Origin of the sequence: Streptosporangium album, from assembly GCF_014203795.1 — a bacterium.
GTDB classification, from domain to species: domain Bacteria; phylum Actinomycetota; class Actinomycetes; order Streptosporangiales; family Streptosporangiaceae; genus Streptosporangium; species Streptosporangium album.
Genome location: NZ_JACHJU010000001.1, coordinates 2,154,404 through 2,172,024 on the forward strand (window position 1 = coordinate 2,154,404; position 17,621 = coordinate 2,172,024).

The following is a 17,621-nucleotide window of genomic DNA, read 5'->3' on the forward strand; positions in this document are numbered from 1 at the left end:
GTCCGTCCACCTCCGCGGCCGACGTCCCGCATGCTGGCGACTAGCCCTGGGCCAGATCCCCAGCCGACGTGTCTCGCGGCAACTGCCGTGACTTCTCACTCATACCTCACGATTCTGCCGCCAGCCGATTCGCAGGCCGGCGCAGACCGTCGTCGAGAGTCCCCTTCACGCCGCCGAGCGCTGGTCGCATCCCGTTTTCCGCCTCCAAGGAGTTACCCGATGTCCGCATGTAAGAGAATATGAGCACCTCCTCCCCCGCGCCGATACCGTCCGCCGCCCCTCCTGTCACACTCCGCGTCCGGCCGTTACCTTCACCGAGATTGTCGGGCCGCTCCGCTACGTTGCGGCCATGACGGAATTCGTACTAGTTGCAGGTGCGTGGCTCGGATCGTGGGCGTGGGACGAGGTGGTGCCGGAGCTGCGTGCCGCCGGCCATGGCACCCACCCGTTGACGCTGTCCGGCCTCGCCGACAAGCAGGGCGTGCCGGCCGGGCAGCAGACCCACGTCCAGGACATCGTCGACGAGGTCGAACGTCACGATCTGCGAGACGTCATCCTGGTCGGGCACAGCTACTCGGGAATCCCGACCGGTCAGGCCGCCGAGCGGATCGGCGACCGGCTGGCCCGCGTGGTCTTCGTCGACTCCAACGTTCCGACCGACGGCGAGTCGTTCGTGTCCGGCTGGCCGGATGGCCGGGCGATGATGGAGGCCTCGATCGCCGGCAACGGGGGCTTCTGGGCGCCGTTGACCGCGGCCGACTGCGAGGGTCAGGGTCTCACCGCCGAGCAGATCGCACGGATCGTGGGCGGCTCGACACCGCACCCGGGCGCCACGCTGACCGAGCCGGCCGTGCTGGCACGCCCGCTCGGCGAGCTTCCGGCGACTTACATCAAATGCCTGCTCGACGGCGACAAGCCGAACGACGACGTGGCCAAACTGCTGACCAGCGAGCACTGGCGGCTGGTCGAGATGGACACGGGCCACTGGCCGATGTTCTCCCAGCCGCGCGAGCTGGCACGGATCCTGCTCGACGCGGCCGCGGAGTGAGTGTCCGCGCTGACGCTGGGCGCGTGCTCACCTCCACCAGAGACCTGGGCTGAGCCACCAGATCGACGGACTCGCCCCGGACTACGGCCGGGGCCCGGGGCGAGCGTCTACGGTGTCCGACTCGGGGTTGTTCCAGTACCGGTCCGTGCCATGACCGCCACGCCGGCGTGCTCGCCGTACATGACGGCGGTCAGCCATTCGCGGGCGGCATTTCGCGTCCGCACCGGCACATCCGTCAGGCGGGTCACGCGCTGCCGGTGAGCTGTTCCCGGAGATCACGGCTGCTGTATCGTACGATCCCTTGGCCACCGCCGGCCCCGGACCGTCGGTACGCACGCCGGTGTCCAACGGCCGGCCTCCTTGATCACGGGCCGATTGATTTGACAATGGATCTTGCCCCATGTGGAGTATGTCCGATGAGATCGCTATCGGCCCCCCTGTATCGATCAAAACGGACGTTCCTTCCGGAGAACGGACACCGGGCCCGGGCCGTCCGGCGGAGCCAGGCCGGCCCGGGTGAAGGCGGCGGCGAGCTTCCGCCCGGCCGGAACACACCGCGATCGGTCACCGGCCACGCACAGAACACGATGTGCTCTCCTATGGTTCGATCAAGGTCTCAGGGCCGCATGGTCCGGCCCCTGCCGGCCCCGGGGCGGCTCCCCCTCTGCCACCAACCGCCGACGAGGAACTGATCGATGTCAGTACACACACCTGTCCGCAGTCAGGTAGGGCGTCCGCCGACAGGCCAGGTCCTGCTCCTCCTGATGGCTGTTGTGGTCATCACCGGGGGTGCGTGTCTGTGGGCGGTGGCCGAGACACCGGCCGCGGAACGGACGCTCGTGGGCTGGTATCTCGGGACCGCGGCCGTCCTGTTGTGCGTCGCCGTCGCGGTCGCGGCGTACGGCGTGCAGCGAGCGCGTCATCTCCGCGACCGTCTCACGGCGATGGACGCGGGCCTCGCCCGGCTGGCCGACGACACGCTACCCGCTCTGGTGGGGCGGTTGCGCGATGGGGCGTCGGCGGACACCGCCCTCGCCGAGATACCGAAACCCGCCGAGAGAACTCACCAGCGCATCCTGTGGACGCTGGCGCAGGAGGTCGGCAAGGGAGACCGTATGCGCGCGGCCGCGATGTCAGCCTGCGCGAACGCCGCGGGCCGGGTTCAGGCTCTGGCGACCAGCATGCTCGCCGATCTGCGCGAGATGGAGGACCGGCACGGCGAGGAAGTCCTTGGTGACCTGTTGAAACTGGACCACAGCACCGCGCAGGCGGGCCGGCTGGCGGACAGCATCGCGGTGCTGACCGGTGCGCGCTCCGGGCGGCGCTGGACCAAGCCGATCGTGATGGAGAGCATCCTGCGCGGAGCGGTGGGCCGTATCAGCGCCTACCAGCGGGTGCGGGTGCACTCGGCCACCACCGTCGCGATCGCCGGGTACGCCGCCGAAGGCGTCATGCACGCCCTCGCCGAGTTGATGGACAACGCCACCAGCTTCTCGCCTCCGTCCGAGGAGGTGCACGTGTACGTGGAAGAGGTGAGCGCGGGTGTCGTGGTCACCATCGAGGACTGCGGTCTCATCATGAGTGCCGCCGCGCTGCGCCGCGCCCAGCAGGCCGTCTCGTCCGAGCCGCTGGACCTGACGACGCTGTCCGGCACCCGCCTGGGTCTGGCGGTGGTGGGCTGTCTGGCTCGCAAGCACGGCCTGACCGTCTCCTTCAGGCCGTCCTCACGCGGAGGCACCGGAGTGGTGATCATGATCCCCCCGCAGTTGATCACGCAGTTCGCGCCGGACCCCCGAGTGGACGGGCCGCGCCCGGCGGGTGTTTTCACCTCGCCTCCCGCGCGCCACGCAGCCGCTGGGTCGGCTGTGCCCGCCAGGACGGCCATGCCCGCCGCACCCGCCAGGGCTGCCGAGACGACCGCACCCGCCATGCCCGCCGTACCCGCCGCACCCGCCAGGGCGGCCGAGATGGCTGCGCCCGCGGACGGCGAGCCGTACGAGCTGCCCAAGCGCCGCCGCGGGCAGACGCTCGCGGCGACATCCCCGGCACCCCCGCCCCCATCCGCGGCCCCGCCGGCGGCGAAACCCCCGCAGCCCCGCTCCGACCCCGGAGCCGGATTCAGAGCCTTCCGCCAGGCCGGCCGGGGAGGCGGCACCGGCAGCGGCGCCTCTTCATCCCCGGAAGACGGCACTCGGTGACCGCCATGCCGATTCTCACCGTCGGACCGGATAGGACAGACAACAGATTGGAGGGGGGCCGTCCTCCGGACGTCAATGTCCGGATCACCGCCCCGGAATCCCGATGAGAACCTCACACCCCGACCTCGCCTGGTTGCTGGAGAACCTCCTGGAGAGGACACCGCAGACCCGGTATGCCCTGGTGCTGTCGAAGGACGGCCTCAAGCTCTCCCACACCTACGGGCTGACCGTGGACCGGGCTGATCAGCTGGCCGCCATCGCCTCAGGCATCCAGAGCCTGTCCCATGGCGCGTCCATCGAGTTCGGCGACGGTACCGGCGGCCTGCGGCAGTCGATGACGGAGTTCCACGGCGGCCTTCTGTTCATCGTGGAAGCGGGGGAAGGAGCTCATCTCGCCGTCGTGGCGACCGAGGACGCCGACCCCGGCATCATCGGTCACAACATGAACGAGCTGGTCGAGCAGATCGGCGAGTATCTGACCGCCCCACCCCGCGCGCCCCAGCAGAGCAACCGGCCGCTATGACCTCACGGCGAGTCGATCGCGAGAATCCGGACCGGTTGTACACCGTCACCGGAGGGCGCAGCCGCGCGGACGAGAGCGCCATGGACATGGTCACGCTGATCGTGAGCGAATGCGATCCGGCACCGGGCATGCAGTCCGAGCATTTCAAGATCCTGCGGATGTGCCGCCAGCCGATGGCGGTCGTGGAGATCTCCTCGGAGCTGGGACTGCCGGTGAGCGTCGTGAGGATCCTGCTGTGCGATCTGCTCGATACCGGACGCATCACCGCCCGCCATCCGCCTGCGGCTCTTCCCAAAGCCCAGCTGCCCGATCCCGAAATCCTGAAGCAGGTGCTTGTTGGACTTCAGAAGCTCTGAGCAACCCGCCCGTATGCCGCTACGGAGTACGGCGGATACCGGGCTCAAGATCGTGGTCGTCGGCGGGTTCGGTGTCGGCAAGACGACCCTGGTCCGCGCTGTCAGCGAGATCCGCCCGCTGAGCACCGAGGAGACCATGACGCGGGCGGGTGTCGGGATCGACGACGCGCGCGGCGTGGAGGCCAAGACCACGACCACGGTGGCCTTCGACTTCGGCCGCATCAGCCTGAACGAGCAGATGGTGTTGTACCTGTTCGGAGCTCCGGGTCAGGAACGGTTCTGGTTTCTGTGGGACCGGTTGTTCTCGGGGACCCTGGGGGCGGTCGTCCTGGTGGACACTCGCCGCCTGGCCGATTCCTGGTACGCCATCGACCGCCTCGAACACCACGGAATGCCGTTCATCGTCGCCCGCAACAACTTCGGCGAACCGATGCATCCCCTGGAACAGGTACGGGACGCGCTGTCTCTCGCCGACGACGTTCCGCTGATCGACTGCGACGCGCGACAGCGCGACTCCAGCAAGGCCGTGCTGATCGCTCTCGTCAACCATCTCTACACCCTGTCCTCTGCTCGGGAGGGCACCCCGTGACGTCCTCTGCCCGGGAGGGCACCCCATGACGAACGCCCATCACTCCCCTGACCCGTCCTCGTGGTTTCCCAGCCCGCCGGCGCCTGCGGGCTACCCCGCCCACCCGGGGGCCATACCGTTGTACGGCCCCCGGTTCCACCAGGATCCGGCCCGGCTGTACCGGGAGATGCGGCAGCAGCACGGGCAGGTCGTCCCGGTCCTGCTCGAGGGCGACGTGCCCGCGTGGCTCGTGATCGGGTACCGCGAGCTCCGCCACGTCCTCAGCAATCCCCAGCTTTTCGCCCGCGACTCCCGCCGCTGGAACGCCTGGGACCGCATCCCGCCCGACTGGCCCCTGATGGCGTACGTCGGCTACCAGCCGTCCATGCTGTTCACCGAGGGAGCCGAGCACCAGCGGCGTGCCGGAGCCGTCAGCGCCGCCCTCGCCGCCGTCGATCAGTTCGAGCTGAAAACCCAGTGCGAGCAGATCGCCGACAGCCTGATCGACGCGTTCACCGGCAGCGGCAGAGCCGACCTGATGGCCCACTACGCCCATCCGATGCCCCTGCTGGTCATCGCCGCGATGTTCGGTCTGCCCAACTCCGAGGCGCCGGGCCTGGTGGTGGATGTGAGCGCGACGTTGAACGGCGGCGAGAGCGCCATGGAGGCGTACCAGCGGGTTCACGCCACGATGCAGCGGCTGCTGGACAGCAAGCGCGAGCGCCCCGGCCCGGACGTCCCCTCACGTCTGCTGGCGCACCCCGCGGGGCCCGCCGACGAGGAGATCATCCAGGACCTGATCGTGGTGATGACCGCGGGTCAGGACACCACCGCCAACTGGATCGGGAACACCCTGCGGCTGATGCTGACCGACGAACGGTTCGCGGTGACCCTGTCGGGTGGCCGCCGCAGCGCCGGCCAGGCGCTGAACGAGGTCCTGTGGGAGGACTCCCCCAGCCAGAGCAGCATAGGTCGTTGGGCGACTCAGGACACCCAGCTGGGCGGGCAGCGCATCCGGGCCGGCGACGGGCTCATCATCGGCATGGCCGCCGCGAACGCCGATCCGCAGGTGCGGCCGGACTCCTACGGCGGCTCCGCCGGGAACCACGCGCACATGTCCTTCGGTCACGGTGAGCACGGCTGCCCGCACCCGGCCCCGGAGATCGCCGAGGTCATCGCCCATACGGCCGTCGAGGTGATCCTGGACCGGCTCCCGGATGTGATGCTGGCGGTGCCCGCCGACACGCTCGTATGGCGGACGTCCATACAGATGCGCGGCCTGTCCGCCCTACCGGTCGAGTTCACCCCCGGGTACGTCACGGGAAGGGGTTAGTGAGGCGGGCGCCGCGGGCGCCCGCCACGTGGTGTCAGCGCCGCCAGATCACGGCCGAGGTGGTGGCGCCGTCGAGGAGGACGTCGCCGTTCCAGGTCAGGAACGACTGCTGGGGCAGGTAGTCCTGGCCGAGGAAGAAGCCGCGCTTGATCCCGGTGACGTGTACGGCGGCGCCGGTGTCGGTGCCGACCACGACGCGGTGGGCGGTCACCTCGGCGATGTCGTCGGCCGTCGTGCCGGCCGGCAGTTCGACCGTGGTGGCCGCCGCGTCGTCGCGCTGGAGGGACCAGGTCGGCTCGACGTGGTGGGACAGGTAGACGGTGTCGCCGTTGACGAGGCGTACGCCGAGGGAGACCCCGACCCAGGACGCCCCCGTGTTGGTCGCCTGCGTGGTCTTCTTGAGCACCGCGTACAGGTAGTTGCGCTGGTCGCTGACCTCCGGCGTGGCCGGCGTCGTCGCCGAGGCGGCCTCGATCTTGCCCTCGCGGAGCATCTCCTTGGCCATGATCTCGTAGGTCCAGGGGTTGGTGTCCATGAGGTACTCACGGGCCTGACCGGCCGGCAGGGTCTGCAGGGGCGACAGGAAGAAACGCATGGGGTCGTCCGCGGTGTCGCACATGTTGTTGTTCGACGTGCAGGTCTGCAGCAGGGCGTGGTCGCCCTCGTACCGGCCGGAGAAGTGCAGCGTCTGGTGGTTGGCGGCCTGGTAGGTGTCGCTGCCCGCGACCCGGTTGCCGTGCTCGTCGACCTCGACGTCGTAGATCCACTCGATGTCGGTCGTACGGCCCCAGCGGGCCATCAGCGCCGGGGTGTTCGTCCCGCCGTCCTCGTTGCTCCACACCACCGAGTAGGTGAGCTTCGTGTGCCCGGGAGTGGCGGCCGGCGCCGACTGGTGCCAGGCGATGAGCGGGGTGTCGGTGGTCGCGTTCTGGTACGGGCTCCCGAGGGCGGAGATGTTGCGCCCGTAGACGACCGGCGCGTACCGCAGCGCCAGGTACTCCGGGCTTCCCGGCGCGTACGTCGAGACCCGCAGCGTGTCCAGCACGACTGACCTGCTCGCCGCCGCGGAGCGTTCTCCGGCGAAATGCAGGCGCAGCATATGCACACCGGCGGTGAGCCGTCCCAGCGCGAGCTGCCGGTGGAGGGGCTGCCCGCCGGAGACGACGAGGTCGGTGGCGTACCGGTTGTCGACCGAGACGGACACGACCGCCGACTCGGCACCCGCCACCGCCCAGTCCGTGCCCGGCGCGGCCGTGTTCAGGTCGATGATCGCCTCACCGGACTTCCGCACGACCACCGGCACCCGCACGTCCGGGTGGTCACGGCGGACCTCGATGTGCCGCGTGCGGGCGGTGTCGCCCGGCTCCGTCTGTGCCGTGGCCGGTGCGGTCATGCCGGCCACGGCCAGGACGGCGGCGGCGGACGCGGTCAACAGGTGGACAACTCTCATCAGGCTTCCTTCCACTGCAAGGGACGGCGTCGCCGGCAGGCGGAGTGAACCGCCTCCTGCGCGACGCGCGCCCTTGAACAGAACCGATCAGCAGCCAGGTCTAATGATCGAAACTAACCGGTCGGCCAATATCGGGGAAGCGGTCACTGAAGAGCGAGACAATCTCATCCGGTCAGGCGGCGGGCCGAGGTCCCGTGGTCGGGCGGCCCGTGCCGCTCCCTCTCCCGGGCGGCCCGTGCCGCTCCCTCTCCCGGGCGGCGCGGGCGAGACGGCGAACGCCACCGAGGTGCCGGTGCCGGCCCGGCGGACCCCGGCCACGAACAGGGTGAGGTCGAAGCCGTGCTGCTCGGCGTCGACGGCGAGGCCGCGGATGTAGGGCCAGTCGACGCTCATACCCTCGTCCGGGACGTTGCGCAGCCACCCTCCGAAGATCGGCATCCAGTAACCGAACCGCATCAGCGGGCCTCCCCTTCCTCGATGAGCCTTCTGACCATGCGGGCGATCTGCCGCGGCCCGGAGCGGGGGGCCGCCGCCTCCACCTCGGGGTTGTAGTTGGTGTTGGTGTTGGTGTCATAGGTCACCAGGCAGCCGTCCGCGGGTACGGCCGGCACGGCGCAGGCGTCCGCGGGGCACAGCTCGAAGCCGCCTCGGGCGGTGTCCGCGGTCGGCGCGTAGACCACGTCGCCGTCGACGATCTCCACCCGGGTGATGCGGGGCTGCGCTGCGCGGAGATACTCCTGGAACAGGGCGATGCCGTCGACCGGCGGCTCGTACCCGGGCGAGTTCAGGTGCTCGGTGAAGGCGTCCACGCTGTCGAACAGCGCGACGCCGAGGCCCTTGCCACCCTGGTTGTGCTTGGCGATGAAGGGGGCGGGGAGGGCTCCGGACGAGGAAGGCGGACTCGCCGGCTTCACCATCGAGAAGGTCGCGGCCCTCGCGGGGGCGAGCAGGGCCGCTGACCGGCGAGTTCGCCGAAACACCCGTCAGGAGCCTGCTGGCCGTGAACGGCTCGTCCGAAGAGAGACGGCCGTCCACCACCCCTGAACCGCTACTCGATTGTTCCGTCCGGATGCCCCCTGAGAGTCTCCAACTGCTCGGCGGTGGCGCCAAGGCTCTCGGCCTGCGGCACCAGCGCTCCGATCTCTGACGCGCGGCCTTCCCCACGGAGCAGATCCGCGTAGGAGAACACGGCGCTCAGCCAGCCCGCGGCGATGCTCGCCCGGAAATACTCCTCTGCGGCGCCGGTGTCCCCGCGCTCCCGGCAGAGGAGAGCGAGATCCTCGTAGGCGCCGTCCGACCCGGCGTCGATCGCCTGCCGGTAATGGTCCATCGCCTCGTCGACGCGGCCTTCCTCGGCGAGGAACACCGCGTAGTAGTAAAGGGCGCCTTCGTCGTCGTTCTCGATCGCCGCCCGGAAATCAGCCTCTGCCCCGTCCCGCGCCTCCGGATCGCCGTTGTCGGCCAGAAAGCGGGCCCGCCCGACGAGAGCGTCGGGCACCCTCTCCTCGACCGCGCGGTCATAGTGGGCGCGCGCGGCGTCAAGGTGCCCGAGTTGCTCTTCGGCGACGGCGAGTTTCAACATCGCCGAGGACCCCGGCGCGGCTCCGGACTCCAGCCCCCGCTCCAGCCAGGCGACCGCCGCCTCCGGATCTCCGCGGTCCAGCTCCATCCCGCCGAGGTTGCCGAACGCGAGCGTGTCCCCCTGCTCGGCGGCCTGACGGAGCAGGCGCTCCGCCTCCTCCAGGCGGTCGTCGTCCTCCGACAGGAAGGCTCCGTAGTCGTTCGCGGCACCGGGAGCGCCCCATTCGAGCGCTCGTCTGTACCACTCCTCCGCCTTTTCCCGGTCCCCCACGGCATCGGCCCAGACCGCCGCCACCCGCAGGGCTACCACCGGTGTCTCCCTGCCGGCGATCTGTTCCAGAAGACGAGCGGCTTCGTCGGGACGGTCATCGGCGATCAGGACATCGGCGAGCCAGTCGTGGGCACCTTCCGCCCCATCGGCCGCGGCCGTGCGCAGAACCCGTTCCGCCGCCGGATGGTCACCCGTGCGGAAGAGCATCTCGCCGTACTTCACCGCCGCGCCGGGCACACCTTCCCGTACGGCCTGCTCGTACAGCTCCCCGGCCTCCTCGTACAGATTCAACGCGGCCAACCGGTCAGCACGGGCGAGCCTGTCGCCGGTACTCATCCAGATCCCCTCTTTCCCTGGGAACACGTCGGCTGCCGACGGTCACGCCGCTACTCATTTTTCGGTTTCTTGTTGGGGTTGATAAATTTCTTCTTTCCCCCGTGTGAAGCGGCCTTCTGGTGTTTGTCTCTTGTGGATTTGCTGCCACTGCTGGTGTGCGGTTTTCTGTTTTCCTGGCTCTTCGGCTCTTTTTCTTTGTCCTTCCGTCCCATCTTCGCCATTCCCGGCATGTCGCCGGGACGGTCGCCCCTCCTCCCGATGGGACTGCGGCCCATCGGGACCCGTGGCCCCCCGGCCCCGGCGAGCGCCGGACCTCCGCCGCCCCCGGGACCGCGCAACTTCTCGAGGATGTTCTGGAGCGGATGGGTGACCCTGCGGCTGAGGGCCGGTGCCAGCACCCGGCCCGTGCCTTCGCTCCCCTCTCGCAGGATCCTGCCCATCGCGAAGCGGGTGGAGAACATCGTCGCGGTTGCCGCGCCGACGCCCAGCGGTCCGCCGATGAGCATCGCCCTGCCGACCTTCACCGCCGCGGCGACGGCCTGCGTGGCCACCGCCACCTTGACGGCCGTCACCACCATGGCGGTGCCGTCGAGCGCCACCGGGGCGAGCTTGGCCGCGGCGGCGGCCTGGGCCAGGTGCCCCCCACTGTTCCCGGTCTTCTCCCAGAAGCCCGCCATGGCGTCCGCGGAGTCCCCCTTGTAGGTCTGCTCCATCGTCCGCCGTACCGTCGCATCGGCCCCACCCCCGGCCTGTTCGGTGCCCGCAAGCACGGTCCGCCAGGCGCCCGCGTCCTTCCTGATCTCGTCCTCGTCGAGGTTCGGCCATGGCACGCCGAGCATCCCGAGCATCCCGTTGACTTCGGGCGGCAGCGTCACACCCATCTTCGGTCTGATCCTCCGTGCAGCTTCTGGACGTCCTGCTGGATGAGGGTCTCCGTTCCGTGCAGGGAGCCCGCCGTGGACGCCATGCACCCGCCGGTCGTGCCGATCACCGTATGCAGACCTGTCAGGGCCTCGACCCCGACCCTGCTGCACTCGGCGTAGGCTCCGGCGAACGTGCCGATCAGGCCGGTGTCCCCCCAGCAGGCACCGCCGGGCCCGCGTTCCCTCAGCCGCTGCACCGCTGCGGCGTAGTCCTCCCCATGGACTCTCATCCGGGAGGCATCCTGGTTCATCGACTCAGGATCGATCTCAAATCCGGAACTCATGCCACTGGACCCTAGCGCGTTGCGGGGAGATGCATTATCGGAGCCGTACGCCCGCCGTACCCGGGCTTTGCGATCCGTGCCCGGACGACACCACGCCGGGGTCCCCGCATAGACTGAACAGCTGATCCACAGCCTCACTTCTGGAGTCCGGAGTGCCACCGACACCCGCGTCGAACGACGAGCTTCGACATCTGGAACAGATCATGGAACAGGCCCAGGAGGTGATGCGGAAGTTCCAGGAGGCACAGACCGCGATCCTCGAAGTCACCGGGGCGGGCGAAGGAGCCGACGGGCTGGTGAGGGCCGTCTCCGATGGGCGGGGCGGCATCATGGAGATCGACTTCAATCCACGCGCCATGCGACTTGACTGCGCGACCCTCGGCAGGGAGGTGACGACGGCGCTTCAGGCGGCTCAGCAGGAAGCGGAGCGCCGGTCGCAGGAGATCATGGGCGAAGCCCTGGCCTCCGCCGAAGCCATGCCGGAACCACTGGACGAGACCTTCGTACGTGACCGGGTCGAGCAGGCCGCTCGCGACCTTTTCAGCTAGGAGGCAGGTTTTGTACGGCTCTCCCATGAATCCGGACGATATCCGGGTCGAAGAATTCGAGCAGGCCCGGGACCGCGCGGAGAAGATGCTGGCGTGGATCGAGGGAGCGCAGAGCGAGATCGACGAGATCGTCGGCGTTGGCGAGGGGGCGTCCGATCGCATCAAGGTGACGACCGCGGCGAACGGGAAGGTGCTGGACGTCGTGTTCGAGCCCCGGGCCCTGCGCCTGGACAGCAGAACTCTGGCCGAGGAGGTGCTGTCGGCCGTCAAGCAGGCACGGAGTGACGCGGAGCGGAAAATCCAGGACCTGATGCGCGAGTCACTGGACGGCTTCGACCCCGTCGAGACCCAGGCGCGGTTCGACCGCATGCTGAAGACCGGCTGGCGATAGGTACCACCGACTCCTGCAGACTCGCCGTACGGGGACAGGCCGCATGGTTCATATGGCGGACACGCGCTGCCGTCGACCCGGACTCGCCTCAACATGGTGTCGCGCCCAGGGCGGGCGCAGGTCCGGCTCGGACCGGATGGTAGCCGGTTATCTACGCGTTTACCAGGGAATGATAGGCGGAGCTTAGGTCCTGCTACTGTCAGGGTGACGTAGCCCCTGCCATCCGCCGCGGGGTCGCGGCAGCCGGGCCCGCATGAGGACGGCCCCGGTTCCCAGGCTCAGCTCCATCCGTCACACACGCTGACCGATGGACGTCTTCACCGCGTGAGGCCCGCACCCGCGACCGGGAGCGGGCCGATGACCGGAAGGCAGAGCAGTTGGCCCGCACGTATGGCTTTCTCAGCACCCATCCGCCCACCCAATGTGGGCTCGCCACCTTCAACTCCGCCCTGTCCGCCCACCTCACCGAGGGCGGCATGTACGGCGGGATCGTCCGTGTCATCGCGCAAGACGACGACGGGCGTCCCGTACCCGGGGTCGTGCACACCTGGGGCCACGACAGACCCGGCGGCTGGGAGGCCGCGGCGTCCGCCCTCGACCGGTTCGACGTCGCCGTCGTCCAGCATGAGTACGGCATCTACCCCGGCCAGGACGGCCGGGACGTCCTGCCGTTGCTGCGCTGTCTCACCGTGCCCAGCATCGTGGTCCTGCACACCGTCCTGACCCGGCCCAGCCCCCGGCAGAGAAGGCTGCTGGAACAGATCGTGGCCGCCGCCGGCGCGGTCGTCACCATGACCGGCACCGCCCGCGACCGGCTGCTCGCCGGTTACCACGTCGACGCCGGCAAGGTGTCCGTCATCCCGCACGGCGCCGCCGACCACTCGCACGTCTCGGCTCAGCGCCGCATCCGGCCTCACCTGCTCACCTGGGGACTGCTCGGCCCCGGCAAGGGCATCGAATGGGCGCTGCACGCGCTCGCCCTTCTGGGGGACCTCACCCCTTCGCCCACGTACACCGTCGCCGGGAAGACCCACCCCAAGGTCCTGGAGCACCAGGGGGAGGCCTACCGCGACCGCCTGCGCCGGATCGGCGCGCGGCTCGGCGTGTCGACCGCCGTGCGATACGACCCCGTCTATCGTGACAACGCCTCGCTGAGCCGGCTGATCCGCTCGGCCGACGTCGTCGTCCTGCCGTACGACTCCCCCGAGCAGGTCACCTCCGGCGTCCTCATCGAGGCCGTGGCCGCGGGCATCCCGGTCGTCGCCACGTCCTTCCCCCACGCCGTGGAGCTGCTCACCGGCGGGCCCGGTCTGCTCGTCCCCCACGAGGACCCCGTGGCCCTCGCCACCGCCGTACGCCGGGTCCTCACCGAACCCGGCCTGGCCGACGACCTCGTCAATCGCACCCGTGCGCTGCTCCCAGCCCTGCTGTGGCCGGCCGTGGCGGCACGCTACGACGACCTCGCCCGGCATCTTCTGGCTGACCGCTCGCCTGCGGTGGTCGCGGCATTACCGTGAATCCCGCCGCCGGCTTCAGGCATCTGGACCGGCTGAGCGACGACACCGGACTGTTCGAACACGCCCGGCACGCCGTCGTCCGCCGCGAGCACGGCTACTGCACCGACGACGTCGCCCGCGGGCTCATCGTCACCAGCCGGGAGCCGAGTCCGGCCCCCGGGGTGGTGCGGCTCTCGGAGCGCTACCTGTCCTTTCTCACACACGCCCAGGACCCGTCCGGCGCGTTTCACAACCGGCTCACCTACGACCGGCGCTGGAGCGACCAGCCCGGCGTCGGCGACTGGTGGGGACGGGCGGTGTGGGGACTGGGCACCGCCGCGGCCCGCAACTCCGCTCCGTGGATCCGCGAGGAGGCCCTGCTCGCCTTCACCCTCGGCGCCGCCCTGCGGTCTCCGCACCCGCGGGCCATGGTGTTCGCGGGGCTCGGCGCGGCGGAGGTCCTGCGGGCCCATCCGGACAGCGCCCTGGCCGCCGGCCTGCTCGCGGACGCCGCCGTCGCGGTCGGCGCCCCCGCCGGAGACCCTGACTGGCCGTGGCCGCAACCGCAGCTCACCTACGCCAACGCCGCCCTCGCCGAGGTGGTCATCGCCGCCGGTCATCTCGGCGGCGACGGCTCGATGCTCGCCGACGGCGTGCGGATGCTGACCTGGCTGCGCGGCGTCCAGACGAGGAGCGGTCTGCTGTCGGTCGTCCCCGACGCCGGCTGGCGGCAGCACGCGCCGCGGCCCCGCCACGACCAGCAACCGATCGAGGTCGCCGCGCTCGCCGACGCCTGCGCCACCGCGGCCGCCGTCACGGGCGACCCGGGCTGGCACGCGGGTGTACGGCAGGCGGCGGCGTGGTTCCTGGGCGCCAACGACTGCGGCACGGCCATGTGGGATCCCGCGACAGGAGGGGGCTACGACGGCCTGACCCGGGACGGCCCCAACCTCAACCAGGGCGCGGAGTCGACCATCGCGCTCATCTCCACCATGCAGCACATCCGGCACCTGCCATGACCATCCGAGACCTGGCCACCCGCCTCGACCTGACCCTCGCCCCCGACCCGCGCAGAGTGATCATCAAGCTGTTCGTCCCCGGAGAGGACGCCGCGCTGGCACGGACCCGTGCCGCCGCTCTGATCGACCGCATCACGCTTCTCAGCCACGACGAGACCGCCGGAATGCTGCGGGACACGTTGCGGCGGTTCGGCGGCCGGCACCACGATCTCGAGGCGACCTTCCTCCACCACTACGACCTGGTCCGCTACCTGGTCCCCCACCACGTCGACCTGCGCCCGGCCGACCGTCTCCTCGTCGGCGCCTACTTCAGCCACGAGTACGCCGTGGAGGCCGCCGCGCTGTGCAATCCCTCGATGGTGGCCCATCCCGACCAGTCCGACCTGAGTCCCGGGCAGCTCCGTGTGGTGATCAGCATGCGGCAGATCGGCGAAGGCCACCTGTCGTCCATCGGCTTCGCCACGGCGCTGCTCGGACCCGGCACCGGCCTCACCGTCGCGGACCGCTCGGGACCGCTGACCGTCGGCCGCACCACCACACCCAGGATCCTCGAGGAGCTGCGCCGGATGACCGCCTCGGACTACACCGTGGCCTTCCCCGCCGACGTCCCCCTCGAACGGCGGGTGCTCTGGCCCGCCACCGCGGCCGAGAGCAACGGGATGGAAGACGCCCGTTTCGTGAGAGTCCTCCGCGAGGACGGCACGCTCTCCTACCGCGCCACCTACACCGCCTATGACGGACGGAACATCAGCTCACGGATGCTCGACAGCGACGACCTGCGCCGTTTCGAGATCACCCCGCTCCGCGGACCGGCCGCCGCCAACAAGGGCATGGCCGTGTTCCCCCGGCCGGTGGGCGGGCGTCGGCTCGCGCTGTGCCGCTCCGACGGCGAGACCATCGGCCTGACCGTCCTCGACCGGCACAACAGGTGGCAGCGGCCGATGCCGATCCACGCTCCCCGCAGCGGCTGGGAACTGGTCCAGGCCGGCAACTGCGGATCTCCCCTGGAGACCGAGTCCGGCTGGCTCGTCCTCACCCACGGCGTCGGCCCGATGCGCCGCTACGCCATCGGCGCCCTCCTGCTCGACCTGCACGAGCCGCAGCACGTCATCGCCGAGCTCCCCGGCACGCTCCTGACTCCCGACGACGCCGAACGTGAGGGCTACGTGCCCAACGTCGTCTACTCCTGCGGGGGTCTGCTGCACGCGGGCGCCCTGTGGCTGCCGTACGGGGCGAGCGACGCCCGGATCGGATTCGCCCACGTGGCCCTCACCACCCTCATGGAGGCGATGCGCCGGCCCCGTTGAGGCGGGTGAGCCCGGTCATGGGGACCTCGCGGCCGTCGAGGGTCGCTGCGATGAGCGCGTCACGCAGCAGGCCGGCGGGAGCGCGGACCACGCCTGAGCCGATGGCCGGGCGGTCGCGAGTGCTGCGGCCGCTCCACCGCATCACCACCACCACCGCCCGCCGGCTGACGCTGTCCGACCTGGACCGGCGCATCACCCCTCAGAACAGCCAGTCGAGCAGGCCGCCACCGCCTCTGCCCGGATTCTGGCTGGGGGCCGGGGCCGGGGCCTCCGTCGGGGCGGGAGCCTCCGTCGGGGCGGGAGCCTCCGTCGGGGCCGGGGCCTCCGTCGGAACGCTGGCCTCGGGCTTGGAAGAGGCGCGCTGCCGGGGGGTCAGGTCGTGGGTGTCGTCCTGGTTGTTCTCGGTGACCCTGGGGCGCGGTTTCACCGGCGGGGTGCTGTGCGTCGGGGCCGGCCGGGAGGTCTGCGTGCGAGGCACCGGAGCCTGGGAGACCTCGGGCTGGGGGGTCTCGCTCTCCTCGGCGGACGGTTCGGCCGTCTCCACGGGTTGGGTGGGTTCGGCGCTCGCCGTCTCCTCGGGAAGATCCGGCAGCTCGATCTTGGCGCATCCGACATCGGCCGAGCATGAGGCGTCGGGCGTCGACTTCATGGTGGAGGAGAGCATCCAGCCTGCCGTGAGCCCCACCACCACGATGCCCCCGACGGCCGTCAGCAGCATCCGGCTCCGGCGCCGGGGCCGGGGCCGGGGCCGGGGCCAGGGCCGGTCCTCGACCTCGGGCTCCTCCCGCCAGCCCGACCCCAGGAAACCGCGCGCCGGCTGCGGATCGTTGTCGGTCTCACGCGCGGAGTGCCAGTCGTCCTCGTCGTCCTCGTCGTAGGAACCCGCGGCTGCCGGGACCTCCGAAGCCCCCGGAGTCTCCCGGGTTCCCATGGTCTCCAGGATTCCCAGGGTCTCCGAGACCTCGTCCTTTCTGACCGGCTCCCGGGCGTCCTCCGGGCCCCACCCGTCCGACAGCACGTCACCGTCCGGGCGACCGGGTTCACGCTGTGGCACGACGGGCCCCATGGGTCCTGTCTGCTCACGGGGATCTTCGTCGTATGACCCATGCATACCGTCTCGCCCCACAATGAACCTCTCTGACATGAATTTCGGTCGGGCATCTTCCTAGCAGACCCGACAATGATCTGTCCGAAAAACTCACCCGATGATGGAAATTGTCAAACATTCGTGCCCCCAAGACAGGGCGGTGACGGTCCGGCCGGGCATGCACGCCGACGGCGAGACCGTGGCCGACGTGGTGCGGGTGTGCCGGGAGAGGGCGTCCTCCTCCGGAGATCCGGCGCCCGTCCCCGCCTGCGATCGGACCGTTCTCGGCGCGCGGTGACCGCCGGTTCCCCGTCTGCCGCGATCACCGGGCCCGGCGGGTGGATATCTGGTTCTCCGAAGACCATGGCATGGGCATACGAGAGGTACGGTCGGCTCATGTCTGAGCGCAGCATGCCGCACGACGCCGCCTCCTGGGCGTGCCCCCACGGGCAGGACGCCCGCCGAGGCTGCGTGGCCTGCTACCAGGAATCGGTCGATCCGGATCCGGCACTGTCGTGCTGGGAGGTCGCGGCCTGGTTCACCACCGAGCGGCCGGTCCCCATAAGAACCCTTCAGGACGTTCATCACCATGGCCGCCGCTTCGCCCTGGACCAGCCGTCCACCCCGCTGGTCTACCTGCTGACCGGCCATGCCCGCGCCCGCGGCAGCGTCCAGGCCGTCGCGGGCGTGATCGGCTTCCTCCTGCACAACCGTCACGTGGTCGCCAGCTTCACCGTGACCGAGATCCGGTCGACCTCCCAGTCGGCCGCGGGGGCGAGCACGACCCGCCAGACGGATGTGTGGGTCAGGGGCGCCTGAACGAAGGGATCGCGGCGGACCAGGTCTTCTCGCCCGGACCGGGGCCGCCGGACGCCGCACCCCCCACGACATATGACACCGAA

At 70.2% G+C, this 17,621-nt stretch carries 21 protein-coding genes; 13 read left to right on the forward strand and 8 right to left on the reverse strand.

The window, feature by feature from the left end; all coding sequences use genetic code 11:
- The first annotated feature begins 349 nt into the window (after positions 1 to 349).
- The 6 genes from FHR32_RS10110 (at position 350) to FHR32_RS10135 (ending at position 6,026) form a co-directional block, all read left to right on the forward strand.
- The gene (locus FHR32_RS10110) at positions 350 to 1,048 is read left to right on the forward strand and encodes an alpha/beta fold hydrolase (protein WP_184754069.1); all 699 of its coding nucleotides are present in this window, start codon (positions 350 to 352) and stop codon (positions 1,046 to 1,048) included.
- 764 nt (positions 1,049 to 1,812) lie between these two features.
- A complete protein-coding gene (locus FHR32_RS10115) occupies positions 1,813 to 3,246 on the forward strand; it encodes an ATP-binding protein (RefSeq protein ID WP_221465344.1) in 1,434 nt (477 codons plus the stop codon).
- Between the two features lie 103 nt (positions 3,247 to 3,349).
- Positions 3,350 to 3,769: a roadblock/LC7 domain-containing protein gene (locus FHR32_RS10120; protein ID WP_184754071.1), complete on the forward strand. Its 420-nt coding sequence runs from the start codon at positions 3,350 to 3,352 to the stop codon at positions 3,767 to 3,769.
- On the forward strand, positions 3,766 to 4,125 hold the full coding sequence (locus FHR32_RS10125) for a DUF742 domain-containing protein (RefSeq protein WP_184754072.1): 360 nt from the start codon (positions 3,766 to 3,768) through the stop codon (positions 4,123 to 4,125). Before FHR32_RS10120 ends, FHR32_RS10125 begins: the two co-directional genes overlap by 4 nt.
- Before the next feature lie 13 nt (positions 4,126 to 4,138).
- Positions 4,139 to 4,714 (forward strand): GTP-binding protein, encoded by a 576-nt coding sequence (locus FHR32_RS10130; RefSeq protein ID WP_184754073.1) that lies wholly within the window; start codon positions 4,139 to 4,141, stop codon positions 4,712 to 4,714.
- Positions 4,715 to 4,739: 25 nt separating this feature from the next.
- The gene (locus FHR32_RS10135) at positions 4,740 to 6,026 is read left to right on the forward strand and encodes a cytochrome P450 (protein ID WP_246466080.1); all 1,287 of its coding nucleotides are present in this window, start codon (positions 4,740 to 4,742) and stop codon (positions 6,024 to 6,026) included.
- Between the two features lie 34 nt (positions 6,027 to 6,060).
- Here FHR32_RS10135 and FHR32_RS10140 read toward each other — a convergent pair whose 3' ends face one another.
- The 6 genes from FHR32_RS10140 to FHR32_RS10165 all read right to left on the reverse strand — a co-directional run bounded on the left by FHR32_RS10140 (position 6,061) and on the right by FHR32_RS10165 (position 10,871).
- Positions 6,061 to 7,476 carry a hypothetical protein gene (locus tag FHR32_RS10140; protein WP_184754074.1) on the reverse strand — a complete coding sequence of 472 codons (1,416 nt, stop codon included), beginning with the start codon at positions 7,474 to 7,476 and terminating at the stop codon, positions 6,061 to 6,063.
- An 87-nt stretch (positions 7,477 to 7,563) separates the two neighbouring features.
- Positions 7,564 to 7,932, reverse strand: coding sequence for an LLM class oxidoreductase (locus tag FHR32_RS42925; RefSeq protein ID WP_221465345.1), 369 nt, complete (start codon positions 7,930 to 7,932; stop codon positions 7,564 to 7,566).
- A complete protein-coding gene (locus FHR32_RS10150) occupies positions 7,932 to 8,456 on the reverse strand; it encodes an ATP-grasp domain-containing protein (protein ID WP_184754075.1) in 525 nt (174 codons plus the stop codon). Before FHR32_RS10150 ends, FHR32_RS42925 begins: the two co-directional genes overlap by 1 nt.
- A gap of 68 nt (positions 8,457 to 8,524) precedes the next feature.
- Positions 8,525 to 9,664 (reverse strand): tetratricopeptide repeat protein, encoded by a 1,140-nt coding sequence (locus tag FHR32_RS10155; protein ID WP_184754076.1) that lies wholly within the window; start codon positions 9,662 to 9,664, stop codon positions 8,525 to 8,527.
- 50 nt (positions 9,665 to 9,714) lie between these two features.
- Complete coding sequence (locus FHR32_RS10160) at positions 9,715 to 10,545, reverse strand: WXG100-like domain-containing protein (RefSeq protein ID WP_184754077.1); 831 nt, start codon at positions 10,543 to 10,545, stop codon at positions 9,715 to 9,717.
- A complete protein-coding gene (locus tag FHR32_RS10165; RefSeq protein ID WP_184754078.1) occupies positions 10,536 to 10,871 on the reverse strand; it encodes a hypothetical protein in 336 nt (111 codons plus the stop codon). The genes FHR32_RS10160 and FHR32_RS10165 overlap by 10 nt, the downstream gene beginning before the upstream one ends.
- 152 nt (positions 10,872 to 11,023) lie before the next feature.
- Here FHR32_RS10165 and FHR32_RS10170 point away from each other — a divergent pair, with 152 nt between their 5' ends.
- From FHR32_RS10170 to FHR32_RS10190, 5 genes are all read left to right on the forward strand, one after another.
- A complete protein-coding gene (locus tag FHR32_RS10170) occupies positions 11,024 to 11,419 on the forward strand; it encodes a YbaB/EbfC family nucleoid-associated protein (protein WP_184754079.1) in 396 nt (131 codons plus the stop codon).
- 25 nt (positions 11,420 to 11,444) lie between these two features.
- Complete coding sequence (locus FHR32_RS10175) at positions 11,445 to 11,810, forward strand: YbaB/EbfC family nucleoid-associated protein (RefSeq protein ID WP_184754080.1); 366 nt, start codon at positions 11,445 to 11,447, stop codon at positions 11,808 to 11,810.
- 377 nt (positions 11,811 to 12,187) lie between these two features.
- Positions 12,188 to 13,327, forward strand: a complete 1,140-nt coding sequence (locus FHR32_RS10180; RefSeq protein WP_184754081.1) for a glycosyltransferase — start codon at positions 12,188 to 12,190, stop codon at positions 13,325 to 13,327.
- Positions 13,324 to 14,325 carry a glycosyltransferase gene (locus FHR32_RS10185; RefSeq protein ID WP_312882230.1) on the forward strand — a complete coding sequence of 334 codons (1,002 nt, stop codon included), beginning with the start codon at positions 13,324 to 13,326 and terminating at the stop codon, positions 14,323 to 14,325. The genes FHR32_RS10180 and FHR32_RS10185 overlap by 4 nt, the downstream gene beginning before the upstream one ends.
- Positions 14,322 to 15,632, forward strand: a complete 1,311-nt coding sequence (locus FHR32_RS10190; RefSeq protein ID WP_184754082.1) for a glycoside hydrolase family 130 protein — start codon at positions 14,322 to 14,324, stop codon at positions 15,630 to 15,632. The genes FHR32_RS10185 and FHR32_RS10190 overlap by 4 nt, the downstream gene beginning before the upstream one ends.
- On the opposite strand, the gene FHR32_RS10195 is transcribed toward FHR32_RS10190, so the two are convergent.
- A complete protein-coding gene (locus tag FHR32_RS10195) occupies positions 15,604 to 15,825 on the reverse strand; it encodes a hypothetical protein (protein WP_184754083.1) in 222 nt (73 codons plus the stop codon). The genes FHR32_RS10190 and FHR32_RS10195 overlap by 29 nt on opposite strands.
- A gap of 6 nt (positions 15,826 to 15,831) precedes the next feature.
- Positions 15,832 to 16,686, reverse strand: a complete 855-nt coding sequence (locus tag FHR32_RS10200; protein ID WP_184754084.1) for a hypothetical protein — start codon at positions 16,684 to 16,686, stop codon at positions 15,832 to 15,834.
- A gap of 193 nt (positions 16,687 to 16,879) precedes the next feature.
- Here FHR32_RS10200 and FHR32_RS10205 point away from each other — a divergent pair, with 193 nt between their 5' ends.
- Together FHR32_RS10205 and FHR32_RS10210 are read left to right on the forward strand one after the other, a co-directional pair.
- A complete protein-coding gene (locus FHR32_RS10205; protein ID WP_184754085.1) occupies positions 16,880 to 17,017 on the forward strand; it encodes a hypothetical protein in 138 nt (45 codons plus the stop codon).
- A 98-nt stretch (positions 17,018 to 17,115) separates the two neighbouring features.
- Entirely contained in the window at positions 17,116 to 17,538 is a 423-nt protein-coding gene (locus FHR32_RS10210) for a hypothetical protein (protein WP_184754086.1), read from the forward strand.
- The last annotated feature ends 83 nt before the right edge of the window (positions 17,539 to 17,621 follow it).

What these genes read in the sequence shown, in the direction of transcription:
- FHR32_RS10165 (WP_184754078.1), bottom strand. Translation starts at nt 10,871, where the DNA reads ATGAGTTCCGGATTTGAGATCGATCCTGAGTCGATGAACCAGGATGCC.
- FHR32_RS42925 (WP_221465345.1), bottom strand. Translation starts at nt 7,932, where the DNA reads ATGCGGTTCGGTTACTGGATGCCGATCTTCGGAGGGTGGCTGCGCAAC.
- FHR32_RS10140 (WP_184754074.1), bottom strand. Translation starts at nt 7,476, where the DNA reads ATGAGAGTTGTCCACCTGTTGACCGCGTCCGCCGCCGCCGTCCTGGCC.
- FHR32_RS10210 (WP_184754086.1), top strand. Translation starts at nt 17,116, where the DNA reads ATGTCTGAGCGCAGCATGCCGCACGACGCCGCCTCCTGGGCGTGCCCC.
- FHR32_RS10135 (WP_246466080.1), top strand. Translation starts at nt 4,740, where the DNA reads ATGACGAACGCCCATCACTCCCCTGACCCGTCCTCGTGGTTTCCCAGC.
- FHR32_RS10110 (WP_184754069.1), top strand. Translation starts at nt 350, where the DNA reads ATGACGGAATTCGTACTAGTTGCAGGTGCGTGGCTCGGATCGTGGGCG.
- FHR32_RS10120 (WP_184754071.1), top strand. Translation starts at nt 3,350, where the DNA reads ATGAGAACCTCACACCCCGACCTCGCCTGGTTGCTGGAGAACCTCCTG.
- FHR32_RS10190 (WP_184754082.1), top strand. Translation starts at nt 14,322, where the DNA reads ATGACCATCCGAGACCTGGCCACCCGCCTCGACCTGACCCTCGCCCCC.
- FHR32_RS10125 (WP_184754072.1), top strand. Translation starts at nt 3,766, where the DNA reads ATGACCTCACGGCGAGTCGATCGCGAGAATCCGGACCGGTTGTACACC.
- FHR32_RS10130 (WP_184754073.1), top strand. Translation starts at nt 4,139, where the DNA reads ATGCCGCTACGGAGTACGGCGGATACCGGGCTCAAGATCGTGGTCGTC.
- FHR32_RS10175 (WP_184754080.1), top strand. Translation starts at nt 11,445, where the DNA reads ATGAATCCGGACGATATCCGGGTCGAAGAATTCGAGCAGGCCCGGGAC.
- FHR32_RS10195 (WP_184754083.1), bottom strand. Translation starts at nt 15,825, where the DNA reads ATGCGCCGGTCCAGGTCGGACAGCGTCAGCCGGCGGGCGGTGGTGGTG.
- FHR32_RS10115 (WP_221465344.1), top strand. Translation starts at nt 1,813, where the DNA reads ATGGCTGTTGTGGTCATCACCGGGGGTGCGTGTCTGTGGGCGGTGGCC.
- FHR32_RS10160 (WP_184754077.1), bottom strand. Translation starts at nt 10,545, where the DNA reads ATGGGTGTGACGCTGCCGCCCGAAGTCAACGGGATGCTCGGGATGCTC.
- FHR32_RS10155 (WP_184754076.1), bottom strand. Translation starts at nt 9,664, where the DNA reads ATGAGTACCGGCGACAGGCTCGCCCGTGCTGACCGGTTGGCCGCGTTG.